21 protein-coding genes are annotated in these 21,084 nt (G+C 72.9%); 11 read left to right on the top strand and 10 right to left on the bottom strand.

The features are described from left to right. The 4 genes from ACK8OX_RS02805 to ACK8OX_RS02820 are packed head-to-tail and all read left to right on the top strand — an operon-like array spanning position 1 to position 4,516. Complete coding sequence (locus tag ACK8OX_RS02805; protein ID WP_430662400.1) at positions 1 to 1,299, top strand: ArgE/DapE family deacylase; 1,299 nt, start codon at positions 1 to 3, stop codon at positions 1,297 to 1,299. Further along, positions 1,299 to 2,537 carry an allantoate amidohydrolase gene (locus tag ACK8OX_RS02810; RefSeq protein WP_430662401.1) on the top strand — a complete coding sequence of 413 codons (1,239 nt, stop codon included), beginning with the start codon at positions 1,299 to 1,301 and terminating at the stop codon, positions 2,535 to 2,537. The genes ACK8OX_RS02805 and ACK8OX_RS02810 overlap by 1 nt, the downstream gene beginning before the upstream one ends. 2 nt (positions 2,538 to 2,539) lie before the next feature. Next, positions 2,540 to 4,039 (top strand): M81 family metallopeptidase, encoded by a 1,500-nt coding sequence (locus tag ACK8OX_RS02815; RefSeq protein WP_430662402.1) that lies wholly within the window; start codon positions 2,540 to 2,542, stop codon positions 4,037 to 4,039. Continuing rightward, the gene (locus ACK8OX_RS02820; protein ID WP_430662403.1) at positions 4,040 to 4,516 is read left to right on the top strand and encodes a GNAT family N-acetyltransferase; all 477 of its coding nucleotides are present in this window, start codon (positions 4,040 to 4,042) and stop codon (positions 4,514 to 4,516) included. It abuts the gene before it with no gap. Here the strand turns inward: ACK8OX_RS02820 and ACK8OX_RS02825 are convergent. The 6 genes from ACK8OX_RS02825 to ACK8OX_RS02850 form a co-directional block, all read right to left on the bottom strand. Beyond that, complete coding sequence (locus ACK8OX_RS02825) at positions 4,479 to 5,414, bottom strand: sugar kinase (protein ID WP_430662404.1); 936 nt, start codon at positions 5,412 to 5,414, stop codon at positions 4,479 to 4,481. The genes ACK8OX_RS02820 and ACK8OX_RS02825 overlap by 38 nt on opposite strands. A gap of 70 nt (positions 5,415 to 5,484) precedes the next feature. Next, positions 5,485 to 6,135 carry an RraA family protein gene (locus ACK8OX_RS02830; RefSeq protein WP_430662405.1) on the bottom strand — a complete coding sequence of 217 codons (651 nt, stop codon included), beginning with the start codon at positions 6,133 to 6,135 and terminating at the stop codon, positions 5,485 to 5,487. A 21-nt stretch (positions 6,136 to 6,156) separates the two neighbouring features. Further along, positions 6,157 to 6,786: a bifunctional 4-hydroxy-2-oxoglutarate aldolase/2-dehydro-3-deoxy-phosphogluconate aldolase gene (locus ACK8OX_RS02835; protein WP_430662406.1), complete on the bottom strand. Its 630-nt coding sequence runs from the start codon at positions 6,784 to 6,786 to the stop codon at positions 6,157 to 6,159. A gap of 104 nt (positions 6,787 to 6,890) precedes the next feature. Beyond that, complete coding sequence (locus tag ACK8OX_RS02840; protein ID WP_430662407.1) at positions 6,891 to 7,733, bottom strand: MurR/RpiR family transcriptional regulator; 843 nt, start codon at positions 7,731 to 7,733, stop codon at positions 6,891 to 6,893. A 63-nt stretch (positions 7,734 to 7,796) separates the two neighbouring features. Next, entirely contained in the window at positions 7,797 to 8,093 is a 297-nt protein-coding gene (locus ACK8OX_RS02845) for a hypothetical protein (RefSeq protein WP_430662408.1), read from the bottom strand. A 62-nt stretch (positions 8,094 to 8,155) separates the two neighbouring features. After that, positions 8,156 to 8,599 (bottom strand): DUF3429 domain-containing protein, encoded by a 444-nt coding sequence (locus tag ACK8OX_RS02850; protein WP_430662409.1) that lies wholly within the window; start codon positions 8,597 to 8,599, stop codon positions 8,156 to 8,158. Between the two features lie 109 nt (positions 8,600 to 8,708). Here ACK8OX_RS02850 and ACK8OX_RS02855 point away from each other — a divergent pair, with 109 nt between their 5' ends. Both ACK8OX_RS02855 and ACK8OX_RS02860 read left to right on the top strand, forming a co-directional pair. After that, complete coding sequence (locus ACK8OX_RS02855; protein WP_430662410.1) at positions 8,709 to 10,019, top strand: hemolysin family protein; 1,311 nt, start codon at positions 8,709 to 8,711, stop codon at positions 10,017 to 10,019. A gap of 95 nt (positions 10,020 to 10,114) precedes the next feature. Beyond that, entirely contained in the window at positions 10,115 to 10,663 is a 549-nt protein-coding gene (locus ACK8OX_RS02860) for a DUF4142 domain-containing protein (protein WP_430662411.1), read from the top strand. A gap of 27 nt (positions 10,664 to 10,690) precedes the next feature. Here the strand turns inward: ACK8OX_RS02860 and gpt are convergent, their stop codons facing one another. Together gpt and ACK8OX_RS02870 are read right to left on the bottom strand one after the other, a co-directional pair. Continuing rightward, positions 10,691 to 11,179, bottom strand: a complete 489-nt coding sequence (gene gpt / locus ACK8OX_RS02865; RefSeq protein WP_430662513.1) for a xanthine phosphoribosyltransferase — start codon at positions 11,177 to 11,179, stop codon at positions 10,691 to 10,693. A 17-nt stretch (positions 11,180 to 11,196) separates the two neighbouring features. Further along, the gene (locus ACK8OX_RS02870) at positions 11,197 to 11,535 is read right to left on the bottom strand and encodes a tRNA-binding protein (RefSeq protein ID WP_430662412.1); all 339 of its coding nucleotides are present in this window, start codon (positions 11,533 to 11,535) and stop codon (positions 11,197 to 11,199) included. A gap of 132 nt (positions 11,536 to 11,667) precedes the next feature. On the opposite strand from ACK8OX_RS02870, the gene ACK8OX_RS02875 reads away from it, so the two are divergent. The 3 genes from ACK8OX_RS02875 (at position 11,668) to ACK8OX_RS02885 (ending at position 15,738) form a co-directional block, all read left to right on the top strand. Continuing rightward, a complete protein-coding gene (locus tag ACK8OX_RS02875) occupies positions 11,668 to 12,429 on the top strand; it encodes an SDR family NAD(P)-dependent oxidoreductase (protein ID WP_430662413.1) in 762 nt (253 codons plus the stop codon). A gap of 99 nt (positions 12,430 to 12,528) precedes the next feature. Then, on the top strand, positions 12,529 to 14,136 hold the full coding sequence (gene ggt, locus ACK8OX_RS02880) for a gamma-glutamyltransferase (RefSeq protein WP_430662414.1): 1,608 nt from the start codon (positions 12,529 to 12,531) through the stop codon (positions 14,134 to 14,136). A 105-nt stretch (positions 14,137 to 14,241) separates the two neighbouring features. Then, entirely contained in the window at positions 14,242 to 15,738 is a 1,497-nt protein-coding gene (locus tag ACK8OX_RS02885; RefSeq protein ID WP_430662415.1) for an amidase, read from the top strand. Between the two features lie 38 nt (positions 15,739 to 15,776). Here the strand turns inward: ACK8OX_RS02885 and ACK8OX_RS02890 are convergent, their stop codons facing one another. Then, complete coding sequence (locus ACK8OX_RS02890) at positions 15,777 to 16,046, bottom strand: hypothetical protein (protein WP_430662416.1); 270 nt, start codon at positions 16,044 to 16,046, stop codon at positions 15,777 to 15,779. 125 nt (positions 16,047 to 16,171) lie between these two features. After that, positions 16,172 to 16,426: an Lrp/AsnC ligand binding domain-containing protein gene (locus ACK8OX_RS02895; protein ID WP_430662417.1), complete on the bottom strand. Its 255-nt coding sequence runs from the start codon at positions 16,424 to 16,426 to the stop codon at positions 16,172 to 16,174. A gap of 302 nt (positions 16,427 to 16,728) precedes the next feature. On the opposite strand from ACK8OX_RS02895, the gene ACK8OX_RS02900 reads away from it, so the two are divergent. Together ACK8OX_RS02900 and ACK8OX_RS02905 are read left to right on the top strand one after the other, a co-directional pair. Then, the gene (locus tag ACK8OX_RS02900; RefSeq protein ID WP_430662418.1) at positions 16,729 to 17,850 is read left to right on the top strand and encodes an efflux RND transporter periplasmic adaptor subunit; all 1,122 of its coding nucleotides are present in this window, start codon (positions 16,729 to 16,731) and stop codon (positions 17,848 to 17,850) included. Positions 17,851 to 17,876: 26 nt separating this feature from the next. Beyond that, on the top strand, positions 17,877 to 21,056 hold the full coding sequence (locus ACK8OX_RS02905) for an efflux RND transporter permease subunit (protein ID WP_430662419.1): 3,180 nt from the start codon (positions 17,877 to 17,879) through the stop codon (positions 21,054 to 21,056). Positions 21,057 to 21,084: the final 28 nt, after the last annotated feature.

Consider the following 21,084-nt stretch of genomic DNA (forward strand, 5'->3'; position numbering starts at 1 on the left):
ATGACCGATGCCATCGCCCTCGACCCCGGCGCCCGCCGCGCCATCCTCGACGCCTGCGACGCGCTCCGCGACGACGGGGTGCGGATGCTGGAAGGGCTGGTGCGCTGCCGCTCCACGCTCGGCAAGGAACAGTCGGCGCTGGAGGAGATGGCCCGCATCTACGAAGGGCTGGGCCTGTCGCCGCGCCGCGTGCCGACCGACCCGGCGGCGCTGGCCGGCCACCCCGGCTTCTCGCCCCCGCTGATCCCGTATGAGGGGCGGGACAACGTCGTCGCCGTCCATCGCCCGGCGCGGGGCGGCGGGCGCAGCCTGGTGCTGCAGGGCCATGTGGACGTGGTGCCGGAAGGCGCCGAGGACGAATGGACCACGCCCCCCTTCGAGCCCGCGATCCGCAACGGGCGCATGTACGGCCGCGGCGCGGGCGACATGAAGGCCGGCATCGTCAGCTACGTCACCGCCTTCCGCGCGCTGCGGGCCGCCGGGCTGCAGCCGGCGGGCGAGGTGCAGATGCAGTCGGTGATCGAGGAGGAGTGCAGCGGCAACGGCGCGCTGGCCTGCATGGTGGCGATGCCGAAGGCGGATGCCGTGATCATCCCCGAACCCGGCCCCGGCCTGCCCGCGCTCTACACCGCGGAAGTGGGCGTGGTCTGGGCCTTCGTCACCGTCACCGGCCGGCCCGCGCATGTGCGGGACAAGCAGGCGGGGGTGAATGCGGTGGAGGCGGCGATGGCCGTCTGGGCGCGCTTCCAGGACTATGAGCGGGAGATGAACCGCGCCGAGCATGTCCATGCCAGCTTCCGCGGCGTGAACCATCCGGTCAACGTCAACCTCGGCACCTTCGAGGGGGGCGAGTGGAACAGCTCCGTCGCCACGCGCGCGCGACTCGGGCTTCGCGTCGGGGTGATGATGGGCAACACCGCGGACCGCGTGCGTGCCGACATCGACCGCATCGTGGATGCCGCGCGCGGCGACCCGGCGATGAAGGGGGCGAAGGTGAAGGTGGAGTACAAGGGCTTCCACGCCGATCCCTGCGTCTTCGACATCACCGCCCCCATCGTGAAGCTGTCGCAGCGCAACTTCGCCGAGGTGGCGGGCCACGACCTGCGGATGTACCCCGCAACCGGCCTGACGGATGGCCGCTTCTTCCAGCTCTACCAGGGCACGCCCGTCGCCTGCTTCGGGCCGGACGCGCAGGAGATCCACGGCATCGACGAAAGCGTGGGGCTCGATTCGATGCACGACATCACCCGCGCCATCGCGCTGACGATGGCAGAGTGGTGCGGGGTGGAGCGGGTGTGATGGCCTCCAACCTCCCCGTCTCGGGCGCGCGGCTCTGGGACAGCCTGATGGAGTTCGCGGCCATCGGCGCGACCGCGAAGGGCGGCTGCAACCGTCAGACGCTGACCGATCTCGACAGCCAGGCGCGCCACCTTCTGCGACGCCGGGCGGAGGCGGCGGGGGCGACGCTCTCGCTCGACCGGGTCGGCAACATGGTCCTCACCAGGCCGGGGCGCGACCCGTCGCGAGGGGCCGTCGCCATCGGCAGCCACCTCGACACCCAGCCGACGGGCGGCAAGTTCGACGGCGTGCTCGGCGTCCTCGCGGGGCTCGAGATCCTGCGCGCCCTGGACGAGGCCGGGATCGAGACGGAGGCGCCCGTCGCCCTGGTGAATTGGACCAACGAGGAAGGCGCGCGCTTCTCGCCCCCGATGATGGGCAGCGGCGCGGCGATGGGCATCTTCCCGGAAGCCGAGGTGCTGGCCAAGACCGACGCCGGCGGCGCCGTCTTCGGGGGGGAACTCGCGCGCATCGGCTGGGCCGGGCACGCCGACCCCGCCGCGCTGCAATCCCTCGGCGCCTATTTCGAGCTGCACATCGAACAGGGCCCGCAGCTGGAGGCGGCGGGGCTCGAACTCGGCATCGTCACCCATGCGCTGGCGCAGCACTGGTTCGAGGTGACCTGCACCGGCGAGGAGGCGCATGGCGGCAGCCGCATGGCGGGGCGGCGCGACGCGATGATGGCGGCCGCCGAGGCGATGGCGATGATCGAGCGCACGGCGCTGGATGCCGGCGCGCGCGCCACCGTCGGGCGGCTGACCGTGCATCCCGACAGCCGCAACGTGGTGCCCGGCCGGGTCTGGTTCAGCCTCGACACCCGCCACGACCACGAGGACCAGCTGGCCGCGCTCGCGGCCACGCTGCGGGCCGAGGCGGCGGCGATCTCCGCGCGCCGCGGGGTCGCGCTCGACATCGCGGATTTCTGGATCTCGCCCGCCACGCCCTTCGATCCCGCGCTGGTCGCGCATCTGCGCGCGGCGGCCGCGGCCCGCGGCATCCCCTACCAGGAGATGCCGACGGCGATCGGGCATGACGCGGTCTATGTCGCGCGGAATCTGCCGGCCGTGATGATCTTCGTCCCCTGCCACGGCGGCATCAGCCACAACGAGGCGGAGAGCATCACGCCGCGCTGGGCGGAGGCGGGGCTGCTGGTGCTGGCGGATGCCGTGCTCGCGGCCGCCGGCGTCGCGAAGGGCTGACCATGCGCATCGCCGTGGGCGGCTTCCTCCATGAGAGCCATTCCTTCGCGCCGCTGCCGACCGGCTGGGCCGATTTCCTGGCGCCGGGCGGCTGGCCCCCGGTGCAGCGCCCGGCCGGCCTCGTCGCGGGGCTGCGCGACACGGCCGTGCCCGCCGCCGGCGCGATCCGCGCGCTGGAAGCCGCGGGCGCGGCCATCGCCCCATTGTCCTGGGGCTTCGCCAACCCCGCCGGCCCGGTCACCGCGGAAGCCTTCGAACGCCTGGCCGCGCTGATCCTCGCCGACCTCCAGGCGGCGATGGAGGCGGGGCCGCTCGACGGCCTCTATCTCGACCTGCACGGCGCGATGGTGGCCGACGGGTTCCCGGATGCGGAAGGGGAACTGCTGCGCCGCGCGCGCGCCATCCTGGGCCCCGATGTCCCGATCGCCGCCAGCCTCGACCCGCATTGCAACCTGACCGCGGCGATGGTCCGCCACGCCGATGCCCTCGCGCCCTTCCGCACCTATCCGCATGTGGACATGCGGGACGCCGGCGCCCGCGCCGTGGCGCTGCTGCTGCGCCGCATCGCGCTCGGCCGGCCCTTCGCCAAGGCGTTCCGGCAGCTCGACTACCTCATCCCCATCACCAGCCAGTGCACGCTGGTGCCGCCGATGGCGGATGCGATGGCGGCGCGCGCGGCGCTCGCCTCCCGCATGGAGGTCGCGGAACTCGCGCTCTGCTTCGGCTTCCCCTATGCCGACTTCGCCGATTGCGGCTGCGCCGTCGCCGCCTTCGCCGAGGATGCCGGCCGCGCCGAGGCCGCGGCGGATGCGATGGTGCAGGACCTGAAGGCGCGCGAGCCCGCCTTCGCTCAGCCGATCCTGCCGGCCGGGGAGGGGGTGGCGAAGGCGCTGACCCTTGCCGCCAACGCCGCGCGGCCGGTGGTGCTGGCGGACACGCAGGACAATCCCGGCGGTGGCGGCCATGGCGACACCACGGGGCTGCTGGCGGAGCTGATGCGCCAGGGGGCGGAAGGCGCGGTGCTGGCGCTGATCAACGACGAGGCGAGCGCCGCCGCCTGCCATGCGGCGGGGGAGGGGGCGCAGGTCCAGCTCACGCTCGGCGGCAGGTCGGACGGCGCGCCGCTGGCGGTCACCGCGCGGGTGCTGCGCGTCACCGATGGGCGCTTCGTCTGCACCGGGCCGATGGCGAAGGGCAATTTCGCCGATCTCGGCCCGACCGCGCTGGTCAGCCCGCAGCCCGGCATCCGTGTGATCGTCACCTCGCGCAAGATGCAGGCCTATGACCAGGCGCTGTTCCGCCACGTCGGCATCGAGCCCGCGGCCCAGCGCATCCTGGCCCTGAAGTCGAGCGTGCATTTCCGTGCGGACTTCCAGCCCATCGCCTCGGCCGTGCTCGTGGTTGCGGCGCCGGGACCGGTGGTGGCGGACCCCGCGGCGCTGCCCTTCCGCCACCTGCGCCCCGGCCTGCGGCTGCGGCCCGGCGACAACCGCCGGACGTGAATGCGACTGCGCTTCCCCATCCGCGTCGCGCGCCTCGCCGCCCTGCCCCCGGGCTTCGAGGAACTGGCGGCCGATGCCACGGCGGACGGGCAGCGCCTGCTGGAGGTGCTGCGGCAGGACTGGGAGAGCGGCGCGATGCGCTTCGCCGGCCCGGGGGAGGCGCTGTTCGGCGCCTTTGCGGGCGATGCGCTGCTCGGCCTCGGCGGGCTGACGCGCGACCCCTATGCGAAGGGGGAAGGCGCGGCGCGGCTGCGGCGGCTCTATGTCCGGCGCAGCTCGCGCCGGCAGGGGGTGGGGCGGGCGCTGGTGCGGGCCATCGTGGCGGAAGCGCGGGCGGGGGGCTGGGCGCGGCTGCGCGTGCGCGCACCGCCGGCCGCCTTTCCCTTCCACGAATCCTGCGGCTTCCTGCGGGCGGTGGGCGAGGCCTCCGCCACGCATGTCATGCCGCTGCGGCCTGCTGCGCCAGGAACGCCTTGACCTCGGCCGCGGTCGGGATGGGCGCGACCGCGCCGTAGCCGCGGGTGGACAGCGCGGCGGCTGCGTTGGCGTAGCGCGCCGCGTCCCAGGTGCCGTCGCCCGCCACGGCGCGGGCCAGGAAGGCGCCGGCCAGCGTGTCGCCCGCGCCGGTCGCGTCCACCGCCTGCACCGCATGGCCCGGGATCAGCCCGCGGCCTTCCCGGTTCGCCACCATCAGCCCGTCGCGGCCCAGCTTCAGCAGCACCAGCGGGCAGAGCCTCAGGTAGAAGTCGAGGATGTCGTCCGGCTTCTCCAGCCCGGTCAGCGCCCGCGCATCCTCGATCGAGGGGAAGACGATGTCGGCCATGCCGACGGCGGTGTGGATGCAGGCCGAAGCGCGGCGCAGCGGCCACAGCCGCAGCCGCAGGTTGGTGTCGACCGACACGGTCACCTTGGCGTCGCGCGCGACCTCGATGGCGTGGAAGGCGGCGTCGCAGGAGGTGTCGGAGATGCCGAGCGTGATGCCCGACAGGTGCAGCACATTGGCCGCGCGCACCGCTTCCTCCGGCACGTCGGCGGGGCGGTAGCGCGACGCGGCGCTGCCCTTGCGGTAGAAGGTGAAGTGGTGGCCGCGGTCGTCATGCGTGACGAAGTAGATGCCTGTCGGCGCATCCGGGTCCTGCCGCAGCAGGGAGGTGTCGACCCCTTCCATCTGCCAGAGCGCGCGGAAGCTGTCGCCCGCCGCGTCCTGGCCGACCGAGGTCAGCATCGCCACGTCCGCGCCGCTGCGCGCCGCCGCGATGGCCGCGTTCGACGTGTCCCCCCCATGCCCTTCGAGGTAGAGGCGCCGGCCATCGGCGCCGGGCGGCTGCTGGTTGAATTCCAGCATCGGCTCGCCCATGCAGAGGATCTCGGCCATCGTCCCATCCGGATTGAGGAGGCGCGCGGCAGCGCCCGCCCTGGCGGAGTGCCAAGGCGGGCGCGCGCTGTCAAATGCGGCCGTACTTGGCGAGGCCCTGCTTCAGCGACTTCGCCTCCACGATCAGCCGCGCCTGCTCGGCCTCGCGCGCGTCGATCTCCTGCGCCATGCGCAGCACCTCGGCGGCGTGCTGCGGGCGGATGATGCAGACGCCGTCGACGTCGCCCACCACCAGGTCGCCGGGATGGACCAGGATGCCGCCGACCTCCACGGGGATGTCCTTCGCGATGGTCGCGGTGCGGCCGAGGCTGGTGCCCGGCGAGACATGGGGGGCGAAGACCGGCAGGTCGTAGTCGCGCCGGATCTCCTGCACGTCGCGCAGTCCGCCGCCGAGCAGCGCGCCCGCATGGCCCCGCGCGAAGGCGCCCGCGGTCATGATGCCGCCCCAGAAGGCGAGGTCGTTGTCGCCCAGCACGCCGATGACGATGACGCTGCCAGGCGCGCCCTCCTCGATGAGGTCGAGGGCCATGGCGGGGGGCAGGAATTCGTCGGTCTTCGCGTGCAGCGCCGTCAGCGCGGGGCCGACCATCCGCTTCTCGTTGATGCGGTTCTTGACGGCATGGTGCAGGTAGCCCCGCCGGCCGGCCACCTTGTCGATCGCATCCGCCACGCTGGCGATCGCGACGGAGCGGAAGCCGTCGATGATCTCGGGGGTGAGCATTCTTGTTCCCTCTCGGACAGGTCAGGCTTGCATGAGGCCGAGCACGTCGCGTGCCGCGGCCTCGACGGCGGCGCGGTCGCCGCGCTCCAGCAGGGCTTCGTCCACCAGCCTGCCGCCGATGCCGACAAAGGCGGCGCCGGCCGCCAGGTAGTCCGGCGCGTTGCGCGCATCGACGCCGCCGGTCGGGCAGAAGGCGGTGTCGGGGAAGACGGCGCGCAGCGCCCGGAGATGGGCGGGCCCGCCGGCGGAGGCCGCGGGGAACAGCTTCACCACGTCGGCGCCCGCCGCCAGCGCCGCGCGCACCTCGGTCGGCGTCATCGCGCCGAGCATCGCGCAGGCGCCGCCCGCGCGGGCCGCGGCGGCGATGGCCGGGTCGACCCAGGGCGCGACGAGGAAGCGCGCACCCGCTTCGAGGCACGCTTCCGCCGCCGCGCGATCCGGCACCGTGCCGGCGCCGACCAGCAGCGCGGGGTCGTCGGCGAGCCCGCGGATCAGCGCCGGCGCGTCCGGCACCGTCATCGTGATCTCGAACACGGTGATGCCGGCGCCGCGCAGCCATTCCACCGCGCGGGCGGCAAGGTCGGCGCGGGTGGTCCGGACCACGGGGATCACGCGGGCGGCGCGCAGGCGGGGGATCAGCGGATGGGTCACGATGTCACGTCCGGCGGTTCACCTGGTGCGGCGGCCCTGCGCAGTGCCGGCCACCGGCGCACTGGATACCACGCCGCGCGGGTGCTGGGGATGACGGCACCGGCTCAGCCATCCCGCGGCCGCGGGCGGAGCGCCGCCTGCATCCTGGCCAGCCGCTCCTCCGCCGCCGGGGGCGAAAGCAGCGCGGCCGCGACCGCCAGCGCGTCGCCGAGGACGAGATGCACGAGTCGCGAGACCATCGGCGCGTGCAGCCCGCCATCCTCCTCGACCTCGCAGGGGATCACCAGCGTGGCGGCGGCGGCGAGCGGCGAGGCCGGGCGGGTGATGGCGACCACCGTGGCCCCCGCCGCGGCGGCCAGCCCCGCCGCCTCCACGATCCCGCGCGACAGGCCGCTGCGGGAGAGGCAGAGCGCCACCGCGTCTCCGTCCAGCGTCGCGGCCGCCATCGCCTGCATCTGCGGGTCGCTGCGCGCCACGACGCTGCGGCAGACGCGGAACAGCTTGTGCGCCAGGTCCCCCGCCACCGCCGCCGAGGCGCCGTAGCCCCAGATCTCGACGCGCGAGGAACGGACCAGTGCCAGCGCCGCCCGTTCCATCACGGCGGGGTCGAGCGCGTCGCGCGCCCCGGACAGTGCGGCGATGGCGGCGTCGAAGACGGCGGCCGGGGCTTCGGGCAGGGGGGTGCCAGGGCCGATCCGGCGGAGGGGGCGCGGCGCGGCCGGCGCGCCGCCCTCGGCGCGGGCGAGGGACAGGCGCAGCTCGGCGAAGCCGTCGAGGCCGAGGGAGCGGCAGAAGCGGACGACGGTGGGTTCTGAGACACCCGCGGCCTTGGCGAGCGAGGCGACCGTCGCGCCCATGGCTGCGTGCGGGTCGGCGGCGACCAGCTCGGCAACCTTGCGCTCCGCCGGGCTCAGCCGGTCCAGCGCCTCCGCGATGCGCTCCCGCATCCGCTCCTCCCGGCCCGTCGCGTCACGACATGGCGGCGGGCAGGGCGCGCGGCCCGACGCGGGTCAGCAGAGCCGCTGCATCTCCTCGGCGGTGCGGGCAAGGCGCGCGGCGGCGTCCTGGGCGCGCGCGGTGTCCTGCGCGGCATCCGCCAGCCGGTCCCGCAGTTCCGTCGCGCTGTCCTCCAGCTGCGACACGGCGCCGCCGAGGGCCGACAGCTCCCGCCGGAAGGCCGCCACGGCCTGCCGCTGCTCGGCCAGCGCGGTGTCCAGGTTGCGCAGCGCGACGCGCAGCCGGGATTCGCCCGTGACGGGGAAGGCGATCACCGCGGCGCTGGAAGGGGCCTGGTCGGACACCGTCATCGGGGGGACTCCGCGTGGCTGTTAACGGAGTCTTATCATACGTTCCGAAAAAGAGACAAGCGTCAAAGACCCAGGCGTGCAGCCGCCGCACCCGCCAGGAGGCAGGCCGCCGCCGCGCAGGACAGCGCCCAGCGCAACCTCAGGTAGTCCCGCGGCACCAGGCCGGAGCGGGCGCCGACCGTCTCGACCAGCGCGGTCGCCAGGATGGCCGCGGCCAGCAGGGCGAGGGCCTGCGCCGTCGGCAGCAGCAGCGCCACCCAGGCCACCAGTGCCGGCACGACGCCCAGGCCCAGGCGCGGCAGGTCCGCCCGCCGTTCCGCCGGCGGCGCGCGCATCGCCAGGCCCCAATGCACCGCGCCGAGGAAGGCGAGGATGGTCGCCCCATAGGCGGCCAGCGCCGGCGCCGCCCCGCGCGCGCCAAGCCAGGCGCCGGCCGCCAGCGCGACGAAGGGGATGAGCCCGGCGGGGCCGAGCCAGCGTGCCGAGGGGGAAAGGGTGGCGTCCATGCCCCCACATCTTCGCGCGCGTCGCGGCAACGCAAGGCCCAAGGGGCGTTTGCCCCGCGGCCGCGGGCCGCTACATCACGCCCTGACCGTCCGGAGGGACCCGCCTGCTATGGCCATCGGCCTGGAACTGCTGCTGATCCTGCTGCTGGTGTTGCTGAACGGGGCCTTCGCGATGAGCGAGCTGGCCATCGTCTCCGCCAGGCGGGCCCGGCTGATGGCGATGCAGCGCCGCGGCAGCGAAGGGGCGGCGGCGGCGCTTGCGCTGGCCGACGACCCGCAGCGATTCCTGCCGACCGTGCAGGTCGGCATCACGATGGTCGGCGTGCTGGCCGGCGCCTTCGGCGGCGCGCGCCTGGCCGCGCTGCTGGACGACGGGATCGCGCTGATTCCGGGCCTCGCGCCCTTCGCCGAACAGATCGCCTTTGCCCTCGTGGTGCTGCTTATCACCTATCTCTCCCTCATCCTCGGGGAGCTGGTGCCGAAGCAGCTGGCGCTTCGACACCCGGAGGGGATCGCTGTCGTCGTCTCCCGCCCGCTCGGCTGGCTGTCGCGCGTGACGGCGCCGGTGATCTGGGTGCTCTCCACCTCCTCCTCGCTCGTGCTGCGCATCTTCGGCCGCCACGCGCCGTCCGACACCTCCGTGACGGAGGAGGAGGTGAAGGCGGTGGTGGCGGAAGGCGCGACCTCCGGCGCGATCGAGACGGAGGAGCGGCACATGATCGAGCGCGTGCTGCGCCTGGCCGACAAGCCCGTCCGCGCCCTGATGACCCCCCGGCCGGAACTGGAATGGCTGGACCGGACGGCGCCGGCCGAGGATGTGGCGGCGCGGCTCCGCGCCTCCGGCGTCACGCGGTTCGTGGTGGCGGACGGCCGCATCGACAACGTCGTGGGGGTGGTGGCGGCGAAGGACCTGCTGGACCAGATCCTGGAGGGTCAGCCCCTCTCCCTTGCCCGCGCGCTGCGCCAGCCGCTGGTCCTGCCCGACACGCTCTCCGCCCTCGACGCGCTGGAACGGATGCGCGGCGACCCGATCGGGATGGCGCTGGTTCTCGACGAATACGGCAGCTTCGAGGGCGTGGTCACCGCCTCCGACCTGCTGGAGGCGATCGTGGGGGAACTCGGCCCCGCCCCCGCCGCCGCGCACCGCCCGGCCGTGCGCCGACACGACGGCAGCCTGCTGCTCGACGGGATGATGGCCAGCGACGAGCTGAAGGCGCGGCTGGAACTGCCCGACCTCCCGCGGGAGGGGACCTACCACACGGTCGCCGGCCTCATGCTCGCGCTGCTGCAGCGCGTCCCGCGGGAGGGTGACCGCATCGCCTGGGCGGGCTGGCGGTTCGAGATCATCGACATGGACGGCCGCCGCGTGGACAAGGTGCTGGCGGTGCGGGAGGAGGTGCCGGACGTCCCGCCGGTGTAGCCGGACGCCCGCGGAAAGGTCGGCAACCACGGGCGGGCGCGGGCTTTCTCCTCCGGCCGCCGGGCCCCCGCCCGGATGGCCCGGGAGAAGCCTTCATGATCCGACGCATCGCCCTCGGCACGCTTGCCGTGCCCTTCCTGCTCCGCCCCACCCTGGCGCAGTCGCCTGGTGCCGAACGGGCGCAGGCGCCGAACCAGTCCGCCACGCCCCGCCAGTCCGCCGCGGCGGACCAGCAGAGGATGCAGGCGCTCGGCGGCATGGCCTTCGCGCTGGCCAGCAGCCAGCTCGCCGAGCGGTCGGCGGAGAATGCGGCGGTGAAGCTGTTCGCCACGCTCGAGGCGGAGGAGCAGACGACCTTCACCAATGTGCGCCGCCATGTCGGCCTGCAGGTGCCGACGCCGGAGATGATGGACGACCAGAAGCGCCAGCTGATGCAGCAGATCCAGGGCCTGCGCGGCGCCGAGTTCGACCGCGCCTATGTCCGCGCCCAGATGGCCGGCCACCAGGAACTGCTGCGCCTCCACCAGGCCATCGCCTCCACCCCCGCGAACCGGGAGGAGGAGATCATTGCGACGCTCGCCGTGCCGGGCATCAAGAGCCACCTGGCGATGCTGGAAGGGCTGAGCGGAACGATGCGCGGCTGACGCCGCACCCCGGCCAGGCGCGGCGGGCTACGACCCGTTCGCGTGGCTCTTCGCGATGGGTGCGATGAACTGCGGCTCGGTGTCCCAGGGGAACAGGATCCAGGTGTCCTGGGACACCTCGGTGATGAAGGTGTCGACCGTCGGCTTGCCGGCGGGCTTCGCATAGACGGTCGCGAAATGGGCCTTGGGCAGCATCGCGCGCACCACCTTCGCGGTGGTCCCGGTGTCGACCAGGTCGTCGACCAGCAGCCAGCCCTCGCCCAGGCTTTCCAGCGCGGCGGCGGGCGGCTTCACCACCTGCGGGTGGCCGCGCGACTCCTCGTCATAGGTGACGACGGACACCGTCTCGATCAGGCGGCATTCCAGCTCGCGCGAGATGATGGCGCAGGGGATCAGCCCGCCGCGCGTGATGGCGACCATGCCCTTCCAGGGCCGCTTCTCCACCAGCCGCCAGGCCAGCGCCTTGGCGTCGCGGTGCAGCTGGTCCCAGGTCACCGTGTAGTAGCGCGGCGCCATCCCCGAAGTCCCCTCCATCAGAACATCCTCCCGCCGTCCGGCACCTTGATGTCGGGGCGGAGCAGCACGACCGCCCCGTTCTCGTCCGGCAGGCCGAGCACGAGGACCTGGCTTTCGAAGCCGGCGATGCGGCGAGGCGGGAAGTTCACTACGGCGACCACCTGCCGCCCGATCAGCCGGTCCGGCGTGTAGTGGGCGGTGAGCTGGGCGGAGCTCTGCCGCACGCCGAGGCCGGGGCCGAAATCGACCCACAGCTTGATCGCCGGCTTGCGGGCTTCCGGGAAGGCCTGCGCATCCACGACCGTGCCGGCGCGCACATCGACCTTGTCGAAATCGGCGGTGTCGATCTGGTCCATGCGGCGCTTTAGCGCGCGGCGGCGGGGCGGGGAAGGGGTCGCGGCGCACCGGGCCGGGGCGCCCCTTGCGCCGCCGGCCGGGCCGGCGCATGGAACGATCGCCGAAGCGACAACCGCCGACAGGGACCGTCCATGCTGCCCGAGACCCCCTCATTCCGCCTGGATGGCCAGCGCGCCCTGGTGACGGGTGCGAGCAAGGGCATCGGCCGCGCCGGTGCCGTCGCCCTGGCTGCGGCCGGGGCGGAGGTGGTGCTGGCCGCCCGCAGCCTGGCGGAGATGGAGGAGGTGGTGGCCGAACTCGCCGCCGCCGGCCACCGCGCCCGCGCCCGCGCGCTCGACGTCACCGACCGGGCGGCGGTGCGCGCCACCGTCGCGGCCGAAGGCCCCTTCGACGTGCTGGTGAACAATGCCGGCACCAACATCCGGGAAGGCTTCCTGGAAGTGCAGGACGCCTCCCTGGACACGCTGCTCGACCTCAACATCCGCGCGATGTTCACCGTGGCGCAGGCGGTCGCGGGGGGGATGGTGGCGGCCGGCAGGGGCGGGTCCATCATCAACCTCAGCTCCATCAACGGCCATGTCGCGGGCGCCAACCGCAGTGTCTATTCCGCCACCAAGCACGCGGTGGAGGGCATGACGAAGGCGATGGCCTTCGAGCTTGGCCCCAAGGGCATCCGGGTGAACGCGGTCGCCCCCGGCTTCGTCGAGACGCCGCTGACCCGGCCGGTGCTGGACGACCCGCAGTTCAGGGCCCGCATCGTCCGCGGCATGCCGCTCGGCCGCATCATGGAGGTGGAGGACATCATGGGTCCCATCCTGTTCCTCGCCTCCCCCGCAAGCCGGATGGTGAACGGCCTCAGCCTCGTCGTGGACGGCGGCTACCTGACGCACTGATGCGGGCCGCCCCGGTCGGTCCCCCCCCCTGCGGATGCGCGGGCGGCGCGGCCGGCCGATGCCGCTCGTCGAACCGATGTCGAGAACGGAACCACAGGAATGAAGCGCGACTTCCACGCCCCCGGCCGCAGCGCCGTCTACGCCGCCAACGGCATGGCCGCGACCTCCATGCCGCAGGCGACGCTCGCCGCGCTCGACATCCTGCGCGCGGGCGGCAACGCGCTCGACGCCGCCATCGCGGCCTGCGCCGTGCTCGGCGTGGTGGAGCCGCAATCCACCGGCATCGGCGGGGACTGCTTCTGCCTCTACGCCCCCGCGGGCACGGGGAAGGTGGTCGCGCTCAACGGCTCCGGCCGTGCGCCGCGTGGCGCGACGCCGGAGGCGCTGCGCGCGGCGGGGCTGACCGCGATGTCCCCGACCTCGGCGCATTCCGTCACCGTGCCCGGCGCGATCTCGGCCTGGGCGGCGCTGAACGCGGCGCATGGGCGCAAGTCGCTCGACGAGATCCTGCAGCCGGCCATCCGCTACGCGGAGGAGGGGTTCCACCTCTCGGCCCGCGTGGCGTCGGACTGGGAAGGGTCGGTCGGCAAGCTGTCGAAGCACGCGCCGGCGGCGGCGCTGTTCCTGAAGGACGGCGCGGCCTACGGCCTTGGCGACCGCTTCGTGAACCCGGCGCTGGGCCGCACGCTGCGCGCCATCGGCAAGGGCGGCGCGAAGGCCTTCTACGAAGGCGCGATCGCCGCCGACATGGTCCGCACCCTGCGCGAGGCCGGCGGAACCCATGCCGAGGAGGACTTCGCCCGCGGCGCGACAGTGGCCGAGTTCGTCGATCCGATCAGCCGCGCCTGGCGCGACATGGAGGTGTTCCAGTGCCCGCCCAACGGGTCGGGCCTGCTGGTGCTGATGATCCTCGGGTTGATCGAGCGCCTCGGCACCGCCGAGGGCGGCTTCCTGTCGCCCGAGCGGTTCCATCGCCACATCGAGGCCGCGCGCCTGGCCTATCGCGACCGCGACGCCTTCCTCGCCGATCCGTCCCAGGTGGAGGTGCCGGTCGCCCGCCTCACATCGGACGCCTATCTCGAGAAGCTGGCGAAGCTCATCCGCGACGATCGCGCGATGCCGGAGATGCCGCCCGCGGGCGAGGCCGACTGGACGCGGCACAAGGACACCGTCTACCTCTCCGTCGTCGACCGCGACGGCAATGCGTGCAGCTTCATCAACAGCCTGTTCGAGGGCTTCGGCAGCGGCATCTACGCGCCGGAGGCGGGCGTGATGCTGCAGAACCGCGGCTTCGGCTTCCGGCTGGAGGAAGGCCACCCGAACTGCATCGCCCCCGACAAGCGCCCGATGCACACCATCATCCCCGGCATGGTGATGAAGGACGGGCAGGCGCTGATGCCCTATGGCGTGATGGGCGGGCACTACCAGCCGATGGGCCAGACCACCTTCCTGGCCAACCACTTCGAATACGGCCTCGACGTGCAGGAGGCGCTGGACGCGCCGCGCCTGTTCCCGCGCGAGGGCAAGGTGCAGGTGGAGAAGGGCATCCCCGCCGCGATGATCGACCGGCTGAACCGGCTCGGCCACCAGTGCGAGTTGATCGACAAGCCGCATGGCGGCGGCCAGGCCATCCTGATCGACCGGGAGCGCGGCTGCCTCGTCGGCGGGTCCGACCCGCGCAAGGACGGCTGCGCGATGGGCTACTGAGGCCGTGCCGCCGCGCGCCTTCCCCGCCGCCATCGCGATGCTCGACATCGTCCTTGCCTGCTTCGACGCCGGGATGCTGGCCCTCACCGAGAAGGAACCCGTCGCGTGACCGAACCCTGCGACCTCACCGCCATCGAGGCGCGACGCCTGATCGGCACGCGCAAGCTCAGCCCGGTGGAACTGCTGGACAGCTGCCTCGGCCGCGTCGCCGCTGTGAACCACGCGGTCAACGCGGTCGTCGCGCTGGACGAGGAGCGGGCGCGCGCGACCGCGAAGGAGGCCGAGGCCGCGGTGATGCGGGGCGACCGGCTCGGCCCGCTGCACGGACTGCCCATCGGCATCAAGGACCTGGAGGAGACGAAGGGGCTGCGCACCACCTGGGGCAGCCCGATCTTCGCCGACCATGTGCCCGACCGGGACGAGGCGATGGTGGCCAACCTGCGGGCCGCGGGCGCCGTCGTGCTGGGCAAGACCAACACGCCGGAATTCGGCGCGGGCGCCAACACCCGCAACGTGGTGTACGGCGCGACCGGCAACCCCTTCGACCCGGCGCGGTCGGCAGCCGGGTCCTCGGGCGGGTCGGCGGTGGCGCTGGCGACGGGGATGGTGCCCATCGCGTCGGGCAGCGACACCGGCGGGTCGCTCCGCAACCCCGCGGCCTTCAACGGCATCGTCGGCTTCCGCCCCTCGCCGGGGCTGGTGCCGAGCGAGCGGCGGGGCCATGGCTGGTCGCCGCTGCCGGTGCTCGGCCCCATGGCGCGCAACGCGGCGGATTGCGCGCTGCTGCTCTCCGCCATGGCGGATGACGATGCGGCCGACCCGCTGGCCTATACCCTGCCGGGGCGTCGCGTGCGCGGCGGCGACCGCGACCTGTTCCCGCCGATGGAGGTGGACCTGGCCGCCCTGCGGGTGGCGGCGACGCCCGATTTCGGCTTCGCGCCGACCGAGCGCCACATCCGCGACGTCTTCGCCGACCGCATCACCGCGCTCGAGCCCCTGTTCGGCCGCATCGCGCAGGCCAGCCCCGACTGCGCCGGCACGGATGAGAGCTTCGAGATCCTGCGCGCCACCGGCTTCATCGCGAGCCATGCCGAGAAGTGCCGCACCCGCCCGGCGGATGTCGGCCCCAATGTGCGCGCCAATGTCGAGGAAGGGCTGCGCTACGGCCTGGCCGACTACGCCCGGGCGGCGAGCGAGCAGACCCGCATCTACCGCAACTGGCAGGGCTTCTTCGCCAGCCACGACATCATCCTGAGCCCCGCCATCACCATCAGCCCGCGCCCCTGGAGCGAGCTGTATCCCGCCGAGATCGACGGGACGCCGACGCGGACCTATTTCCACTGGCTGGCACTGGCCTATGCCGTGACGCTGGTCGGCCACCCTGCCATCAGCATCCCGCTCGGCCTCGACCGCGCGGGGATGCCCTTCGGGCTGCAGATCGTCGGGCCGCGCGGGGGGGATGCGCTGGTGCTGGCCGTGGCCACCGCGATCGAGCGCGCGGTGGCGGGCGACGCGAGGCTGGCCCGCCCGGTGCCGGACCTGGCGAGGCTGAAGGCGGCACCGCCCATCTCCGCCATGCCCGGCTTCAAGACCTGGGACTGAAAAGCCCGCCGCCCCGCCGGCAAGGCGGGGCGGGGGTCCTACCAGCGGCGGTAGCCGTAGCCCTGGCCGTAATGGGGCCGGCCATAATAGCCATAGGCCGGCTGCCGGTAGCCGTAGGACGGCCGCTGGTCGTAGCGGTAATGGCCGTGCCGCGGACGGTCATTGGCCGCGGAGGCGATGGCGACGCCGGCGATCGCCGCGCCGACGCCGAGCGCCGCCGTGGCCGGCACGTTGAGCGAGCCGTCCGGGTTCTGGCAGGCGCCGAGCATCACGGCGGCGGAGAGGGCGAGGACGGGAAGGGCGCGCATGGGGGGATCCTCCTGTGCTTCCCAACATGGCCCTGCCGCAAGGCGGGCGAAGGGCGGGGCTGGGGCAGGCGCGGCGGGATTGCGGCACCCGCGTGGCGCCGCCCCTCCGCCCCCGCCCCGTCCGCTCAGCCCCGGCCGCCTCCGAAGGCGTTGAAGGTCTGCAGGGTGTAGGTGTCCTTCACGCCGGGCACGCTCTGCACCCGTTCCACCACGAACAGGCCGATATCCTGGTCCGACTCCAGGTAGAACTTGCCGAGAAGGTCGTACTGGCCGCTGATGGAGTGCATCTCGGACAATTCGGCGATGCTGTCCGCCATCTCCCTGGCGACTCGGTAGGCCTGCCCCATCTCGCATTTGATCATCACGAAGATCGCCCGCATCCCATCTCATCCCGTCGACATGCCGACCCCACATTGGCGCGGCCGGACGATGCGGGAAAGGGCGACGGGTCGCCCGTGATGCGTGGGGCCGGGGCCGGCATGCGGCTTGCATGGCCTGGATGGGTGGTTCGTGGCGTGGCTCCTGGGCTGGCCTTCATGCCGCCGGGTGAGACGGGATGCCTGCGGGAGGCTCGGCTCGCGGAGGCGGGAAGCCGGGGCGTCCAGGATCGCGAGGATTGGTTCAACATGCTTGCCCGTTGACAACAAACGGGTCAGAACAGGACGGAAAGAACTGGGGTCGCATGCGCACCATTTCCCAGCTTGCCGTATTGGCCCTGCTCGGCGGCATCGGCACCGCCTGGCATGTCTATGGCGAGCAGTTCGGCCTGCCTCGCCCGCTCGCCCTCATCGGGCTCGAGGCCGCGGCTCCGACCGCCGCGCAGCGGGGCTCGGGCGGTGGCGGCGGGCCGGTGGGGGTCGCGGTCGCGCCGGTGCGGGTGGGTGCCGTGGTCGACCGCGCGGAATCGGTGGGCACGGTGCGCGCGCGGGATGCCGTGACGATCACCGCCAAGGTCACCGGCATCGTCCAGTCGATCCGCTTCCAGGAAGGCCAGCGCGTGCGGGAGGGGGAGGTGCTGCTCGACCTCGACGCCGCGGCGCTGCGGGCCGATGTGGATCAGGCGCGCGCCCAGCTCGACGACGCGCGCAGCCAGCTTGCCCGCGCGCGGCAGCTTCAGCCCGGCCAGAGCATCGCCGCCCAGCGGCTCGACACTCTGGAGGCCGCGGCGCGCCAGGCGGAAGGGCGCGTGCGGTCGGCCCAGGCCCGGCTCGAGGAACTGCGCGTGACCGCGCCCTTTGCCGGCCGCGTCGGCCTGCGGCAGGTCAGCGTCGGCGCGCTGGTCCAGCCCGGCACGGTGGTCACCACGCTCGACGACATCTCCCGCGTGCGGGTCGAGTTCTCGGTGCCGGAGGTGTTCCTTGCGCGGCTCCAGGCCGGCAGCCCGGTGGTGGCCCGCAGCGCCGCCTTCGGCGACCGCCGGTTCACCGGCGCGGTCGCGGTGGTGGACACCCGGATCGACGCCAACACCCGCACCGTCCGGGTCATCAGCGAATTCGACAATGCGGACGAGGCGCTGAAGCCCGGCCTGTTCATGACGGTCGAGATGGTGCTGCAGCAGCGCAACGATGCGCTGCTGGTCGCGGAGGAGGCGCTCGACCCCCTCGGCGACCGCAACTTCGTCTACGTCATCCGCGACAACCGCGCGCGCCGGGTCGAGATCCGGATCGGCCAGCGCCTGCAGGGGGAGGTCGAAGTCCTCTCCGGCGTCGCCGCCACCGACCTGGTGGTGGTGCGCGGCATCCAGCGGCTGCGCAATGACGCACCCGTGCGCGTGACGGAAACGCTGACCCGCCCGACCTCGTGACCGCGGCATAGCCAGGGAAGCCGGCCATGATGCTCTCGGACGTCTCCATCAAGCGGCCGGTCTTCGCGACCGTCATCAGCCTGATGCTGATCGTGCTCGGCGTCGCGTCGCTGATGCGGCTGCCGATCCGCGAATACCCGGCCATCGACCCGCCGGTCGTCTCCGTCACCACCACCTATCGCGGCGCCTCGGCCGCCGTGGTCGACACCCAGATCACCGAGATCATCGAGGCCGCGGTTGCCGGGATCGAGGGCATCAAGTTCATCACCTCGCAGTCGCGCGACGAGCGCAGCCAGGTGACGATCGAGTTCCGCCTGACCCGGAACGTGGACGCCGCCGCGAACGACGTGCGCGACCGCGTGGCGCGCTCCCTCGCCCGGATGCCGGAACAGGCGGACACGCCGGTGGTGCAGAAGGTGGACGGCGACGCGCGCCCGATCCTCTGGGCGGCGCTGGTGTCCGACCAGCTCTCGGGCATGGAGCTGACGGAGCTTGCCCGGCGCCGCTTCGTCGACCGCCTCGCGATCGTCGAGGGCGTGGCCCAGGTGCTGGTGCTGGGCGAGCGCAAGCCCGCCATGCGCATCTGGCTGGACCGTCAGGCCCTCGCCGCCCGCGGCCTGACGGTGCAGGACGTCGAGGATGCGATCAAGCGCGAGAACATCGAGCTGCCCGGCGGCCGGATCGAGAGCAGCGCGCGGGAGCTGACGGTCCGCACCGACACCCGCATCAGCCGCCCCGAGCAGTTCCAGCGCGTCGTCCTCTCCCGCACGGCCAGCGGCCACGTCCTGCTAGGCGACGTGGCGCAGGTGGAGGTCGCGCCGGAGGACACGCGCGGCGAGTACCGCATCAACGGCCGCCCGGCCGTCGGGCTCGGCATCCTGCGCCAGTCCACCGCCAACACCCTGTCCGTCGCCGAGGGCGTGAAGGCCGAGGTGGAGCGCATCCGCGGCTCGATCCCCGACGGGGTCGACGTGGTGATCGGCTACGACGAGAGCACCTTCATCGCCCAGTCCATCTACGAGGTGGAGCACGCGCTGATGATCGCGCTGCTGCTCGTCGTCGTGGTGATCTTCTTCTTCCTGCGGTCCTGGCGCGCCACAATCATCCCCGCGGTCGCGATCCCGGTCTCCATCGTCGCGTCCTTCATCGCGCTCGCGGCCCTCGGCTTCTCGCTGAACGTGCTGACGCTGCTCGGCCTGGTGCTCGCCATCGGGCTGGTGGTGGACGACGCCATCGTGGTGCTGGAGAACATCCACCGCCGGATCGAGGAGGGGGAGGAGCCGCTGCTCGCCTCCATCCGCGGCGCGCGGGAGATCGCCTTCGCCGTCATCGCGACCACGCTGGTGCTGGTGGCGGTCTTCGTGCCGCTGTCCTTCATGGGCGGCAACACGGGGCGGCTCTTCACCGAGTTCGGGTTCGCGCTCGCGGCCTCGGTCGTGTGCTCGGGCCTCGTCGCGCTGACGCTGACGCCGATGATGTGCTCCAAGCTGCTGAAGGGGCACGAGAGCGAGAACCTGCTGGTCCGCGTGACGGAACCCTTCTTCCTCGGGCTCAACTGGCTGCTGCGGAAGTCGCTTTCCGCGGCGCTGGCGGCGCCGATCATCACCCTGGCGGGGGTGGGGCTGCTCACCGGGCTCGCGGTGCTCCTGTTCCAGGCGCTGCCGAAGGAATTCGCACCCGTCGAGGACCGCGCCAGCATCATCATCCCGACCACCGGCCCGGAAGGCGCGTCCTTCGCCTACACGCGCGAACAGGTGCAGCGGGTGGAACGCATCCTCCAGCCCTATGTCGAGCGGGGCGAGATCGCGGCGCAGTTCGCCACCATCGGCGGCTTCCAACGGCCGGCGCAGAGCAACGTGGCGAACATCTTCATGCGCCTTGCTCCCTGGGACCAGCGGGAGAGGAAGCAGCAGCAGATCGCGGCGGAGCTGATGCCGCAGCTCATCGCCATCCCCGGCGTGCGCGCCTTCGCGCTCAACCCGCCCTCGCTCGGCCAGCGCGGCTTCCAGCCGCCGGTGCAGTTCGTGATCGGCGGGCCGGACTACGGAACGCTGGTGCAGTGGCGCGACCGCTTCCTGGACCGCGCGCGGCAGAACCCGCAGCTCGTCAACCTCGACAGCAACTTCCGCGAGACCAAGCCCGAGATCCGCGTCGACATCGACCGCCGCAAGGCCGCCGAGCTCGGCGTCTCCATCCAGGCCGTCGGCCGCACGATCGAGACGATGCTCGGCTCGCGCGAGGTCGGCACCTATGTAGAGGGCGGGGAGGAGTACAAGATCCTCATCCAGGCGCGCGAGACGGACCGCGCGACCCCCTACGACCTGCAGAACATCTTCGTCCGCACCAGCGCGGGCGGGCAGCTCGGCCTCATCGCGGGGGCGGGCTCGACCCAGGGCGCGCTGATGCCGCTGTCGAACCTCGTCACCCTGACCGAACGCGCCCGGCCGCAGAGCCTGGCGCGGGAGGACCGGGTGCGCGCCATCACCATCAGCGCATCGCTTGCGCCCGGCTACACGCTGGGCCAGGCGCTGGCCTACATGGAAGGCGTGGCGCGCGAGGTCCTGCCGCCCGAGGCGCGGATCAGCTACCGCGGCCAGAGCCTGGAATTCAAGGAAAGCTCCGGCGCGCTCTACGTCACCTTCGCGCTGGCGCTGCTGGTGGTGTTCCTGGTGCTGGCGGCGCAGTTCGAAAGCTTCGTCCACCCGCTCATCATCCTGCTGTCCACCCCGCTTGCGGTCACGGGCGGGATGCTGGCGCTGCTGGTGACGGGGCAGACGCTGAACGTGTTCAGCCAGATCGGCATGATCCTGCTGATCGGCCTGATGGCGAAGAACGGCATCCTCGTCGTCGAATTCGCCAACCAGCTGCGCGACCGCGGGCTGTCGGTGCGGGATGCGGTCCTGGAAGCGTCGGTGGTGCGGCTGCGGCCCATCCTGATGACCTCCATCGCCACCGTCTTCGGCGCCCTCCCGCTTGCCATGGCCACCGGCGCGGGGGCGGAAAGCCGGCAGGCGCTCGGCATCGTCATCGTCGGCGGCGTCACCTTCTCCACGGTCCTCACGCTTTATGCCGTGCCCGCGCTCTACCTCCTGCTCGCACCCTTCACGAAGCCGATCGGCGCGGTCGCGGCGCGGCTGGCGGAGCTGGAGAAGGGCACGGCGAAGCCGCATGGTGGCTCGGGCGGCCATCCCGCCCCCGCGGAATGACCGGGGGCGAGTAGCCGGCCCGCCCGCA

The organism is Falsiroseomonas sp. CW058, assembly GCF_050563535.1.
Taxonomy (GTDB): Bacteria; Pseudomonadota; Alphaproteobacteria; order Acetobacterales; family Acetobacteraceae; genus Falsiroseomonas.

Excerpts from the sequence above, each read along its gene's own strand:
- ACK8OX_RS02805 (WP_430662400.1), top strand. The coding sequence starts at position 1 with ATGACCGATGCCATCGCCCTCGACCCCGGCGCCCGCCGCGCCATCCTC.
- ACK8OX_RS02810 (WP_430662401.1), top strand. The coding sequence starts at position 1,299 with ATGGCCTCCAACCTCCCCGTCTCGGGCGCGCGGCTCTGGGACAGCCTG.
- ACK8OX_RS02815 (WP_430662402.1), top strand. The coding sequence starts at position 2,540 with ATGCGCATCGCCGTGGGCGGCTTCCTCCATGAGAGCCATTCCTTCGCG.
- ACK8OX_RS02820 (WP_430662403.1), top strand. The coding sequence starts at position 4,040 with ATGCGACTGCGCTTCCCCATCCGCGTCGCGCGCCTCGCCGCCCTGCCC.
- ACK8OX_RS02825 (WP_430662404.1), bottom strand. The coding sequence starts at position 5,414 with ATGGCCGAGATCCTCTGCATGGGCGAGCCGATGCTGGAATTCAACCAG.
- ACK8OX_RS02830 (WP_430662405.1), bottom strand. The coding sequence starts at position 6,135 with ATGCTCACCCCCGAGATCATCGACGGCTTCCGCTCCGTCGCGATCGCC.
- ACK8OX_RS02840 (WP_430662407.1), bottom strand. The coding sequence starts at position 7,733 with ATGCGGGAGCGCATCGCGGAGGCGCTGGACCGGCTGAGCCCGGCGGAG.
- ACK8OX_RS02845 (WP_430662408.1), bottom strand. The coding sequence starts at position 8,093 with ATGACGGTGTCCGACCAGGCCCCTTCCAGCGCCGCGGTGATCGCCTTC.
- ACK8OX_RS02850 (WP_430662409.1), bottom strand. The coding sequence starts at position 8,599 with ATGGACGCCACCCTTTCCCCCTCGGCACGCTGGCTCGGCCCCGCCGGG.
- ACK8OX_RS02855 (WP_430662410.1), top strand. The coding sequence starts at position 8,709 with ATGGCCATCGGCCTGGAACTGCTGCTGATCCTGCTGCTGGTGTTGCTG.
- ACK8OX_RS02860 (WP_430662411.1), top strand. The coding sequence starts at position 10,115 with ATGATCCGACGCATCGCCCTCGGCACGCTTGCCGTGCCCTTCCTGCTC.
- gpt (WP_430662513.1), bottom strand. The coding sequence starts at position 11,179 with ATGGCGCCGCGCTACTACACGGTGACCTGGGACCAGCTGCACCGCGAC.
- ACK8OX_RS02870 (WP_430662412.1), bottom strand. The coding sequence starts at position 11,535 with ATGGACCAGATCGACACCGCCGATTTCGACAAGGTCGATGTGCGCGCC.
- ACK8OX_RS02875 (WP_430662413.1), top strand. The coding sequence starts at position 11,668 with ATGCTGCCCGAGACCCCCTCATTCCGCCTGGATGGCCAGCGCGCCCTG.
- ggt (WP_430662414.1), top strand. The coding sequence starts at position 12,529 with ATGAAGCGCGACTTCCACGCCCCCGGCCGCAGCGCCGTCTACGCCGCC.
- ACK8OX_RS02890 (WP_430662416.1), bottom strand. The coding sequence starts at position 16,046 with ATGCGCGCCCTTCCCGTCCTCGCCCTCTCCGCCGCCGTGATGCTCGGC.
- ACK8OX_RS02895 (WP_430662417.1), bottom strand. The coding sequence starts at position 16,426 with ATGCGGGCGATCTTCGTGATGATCAAATGCGAGATGGGGCAGGCCTAC.
- ACK8OX_RS02900 (WP_430662418.1), top strand. The coding sequence starts at position 16,729 with ATGCGCACCATTTCCCAGCTTGCCGTATTGGCCCTGCTCGGCGGCATC.
- ACK8OX_RS02905 (WP_430662419.1), top strand. The coding sequence starts at position 17,877 with ATGATGCTCTCGGACGTCTCCATCAAGCGGCCGGTCTTCGCGACCGTC.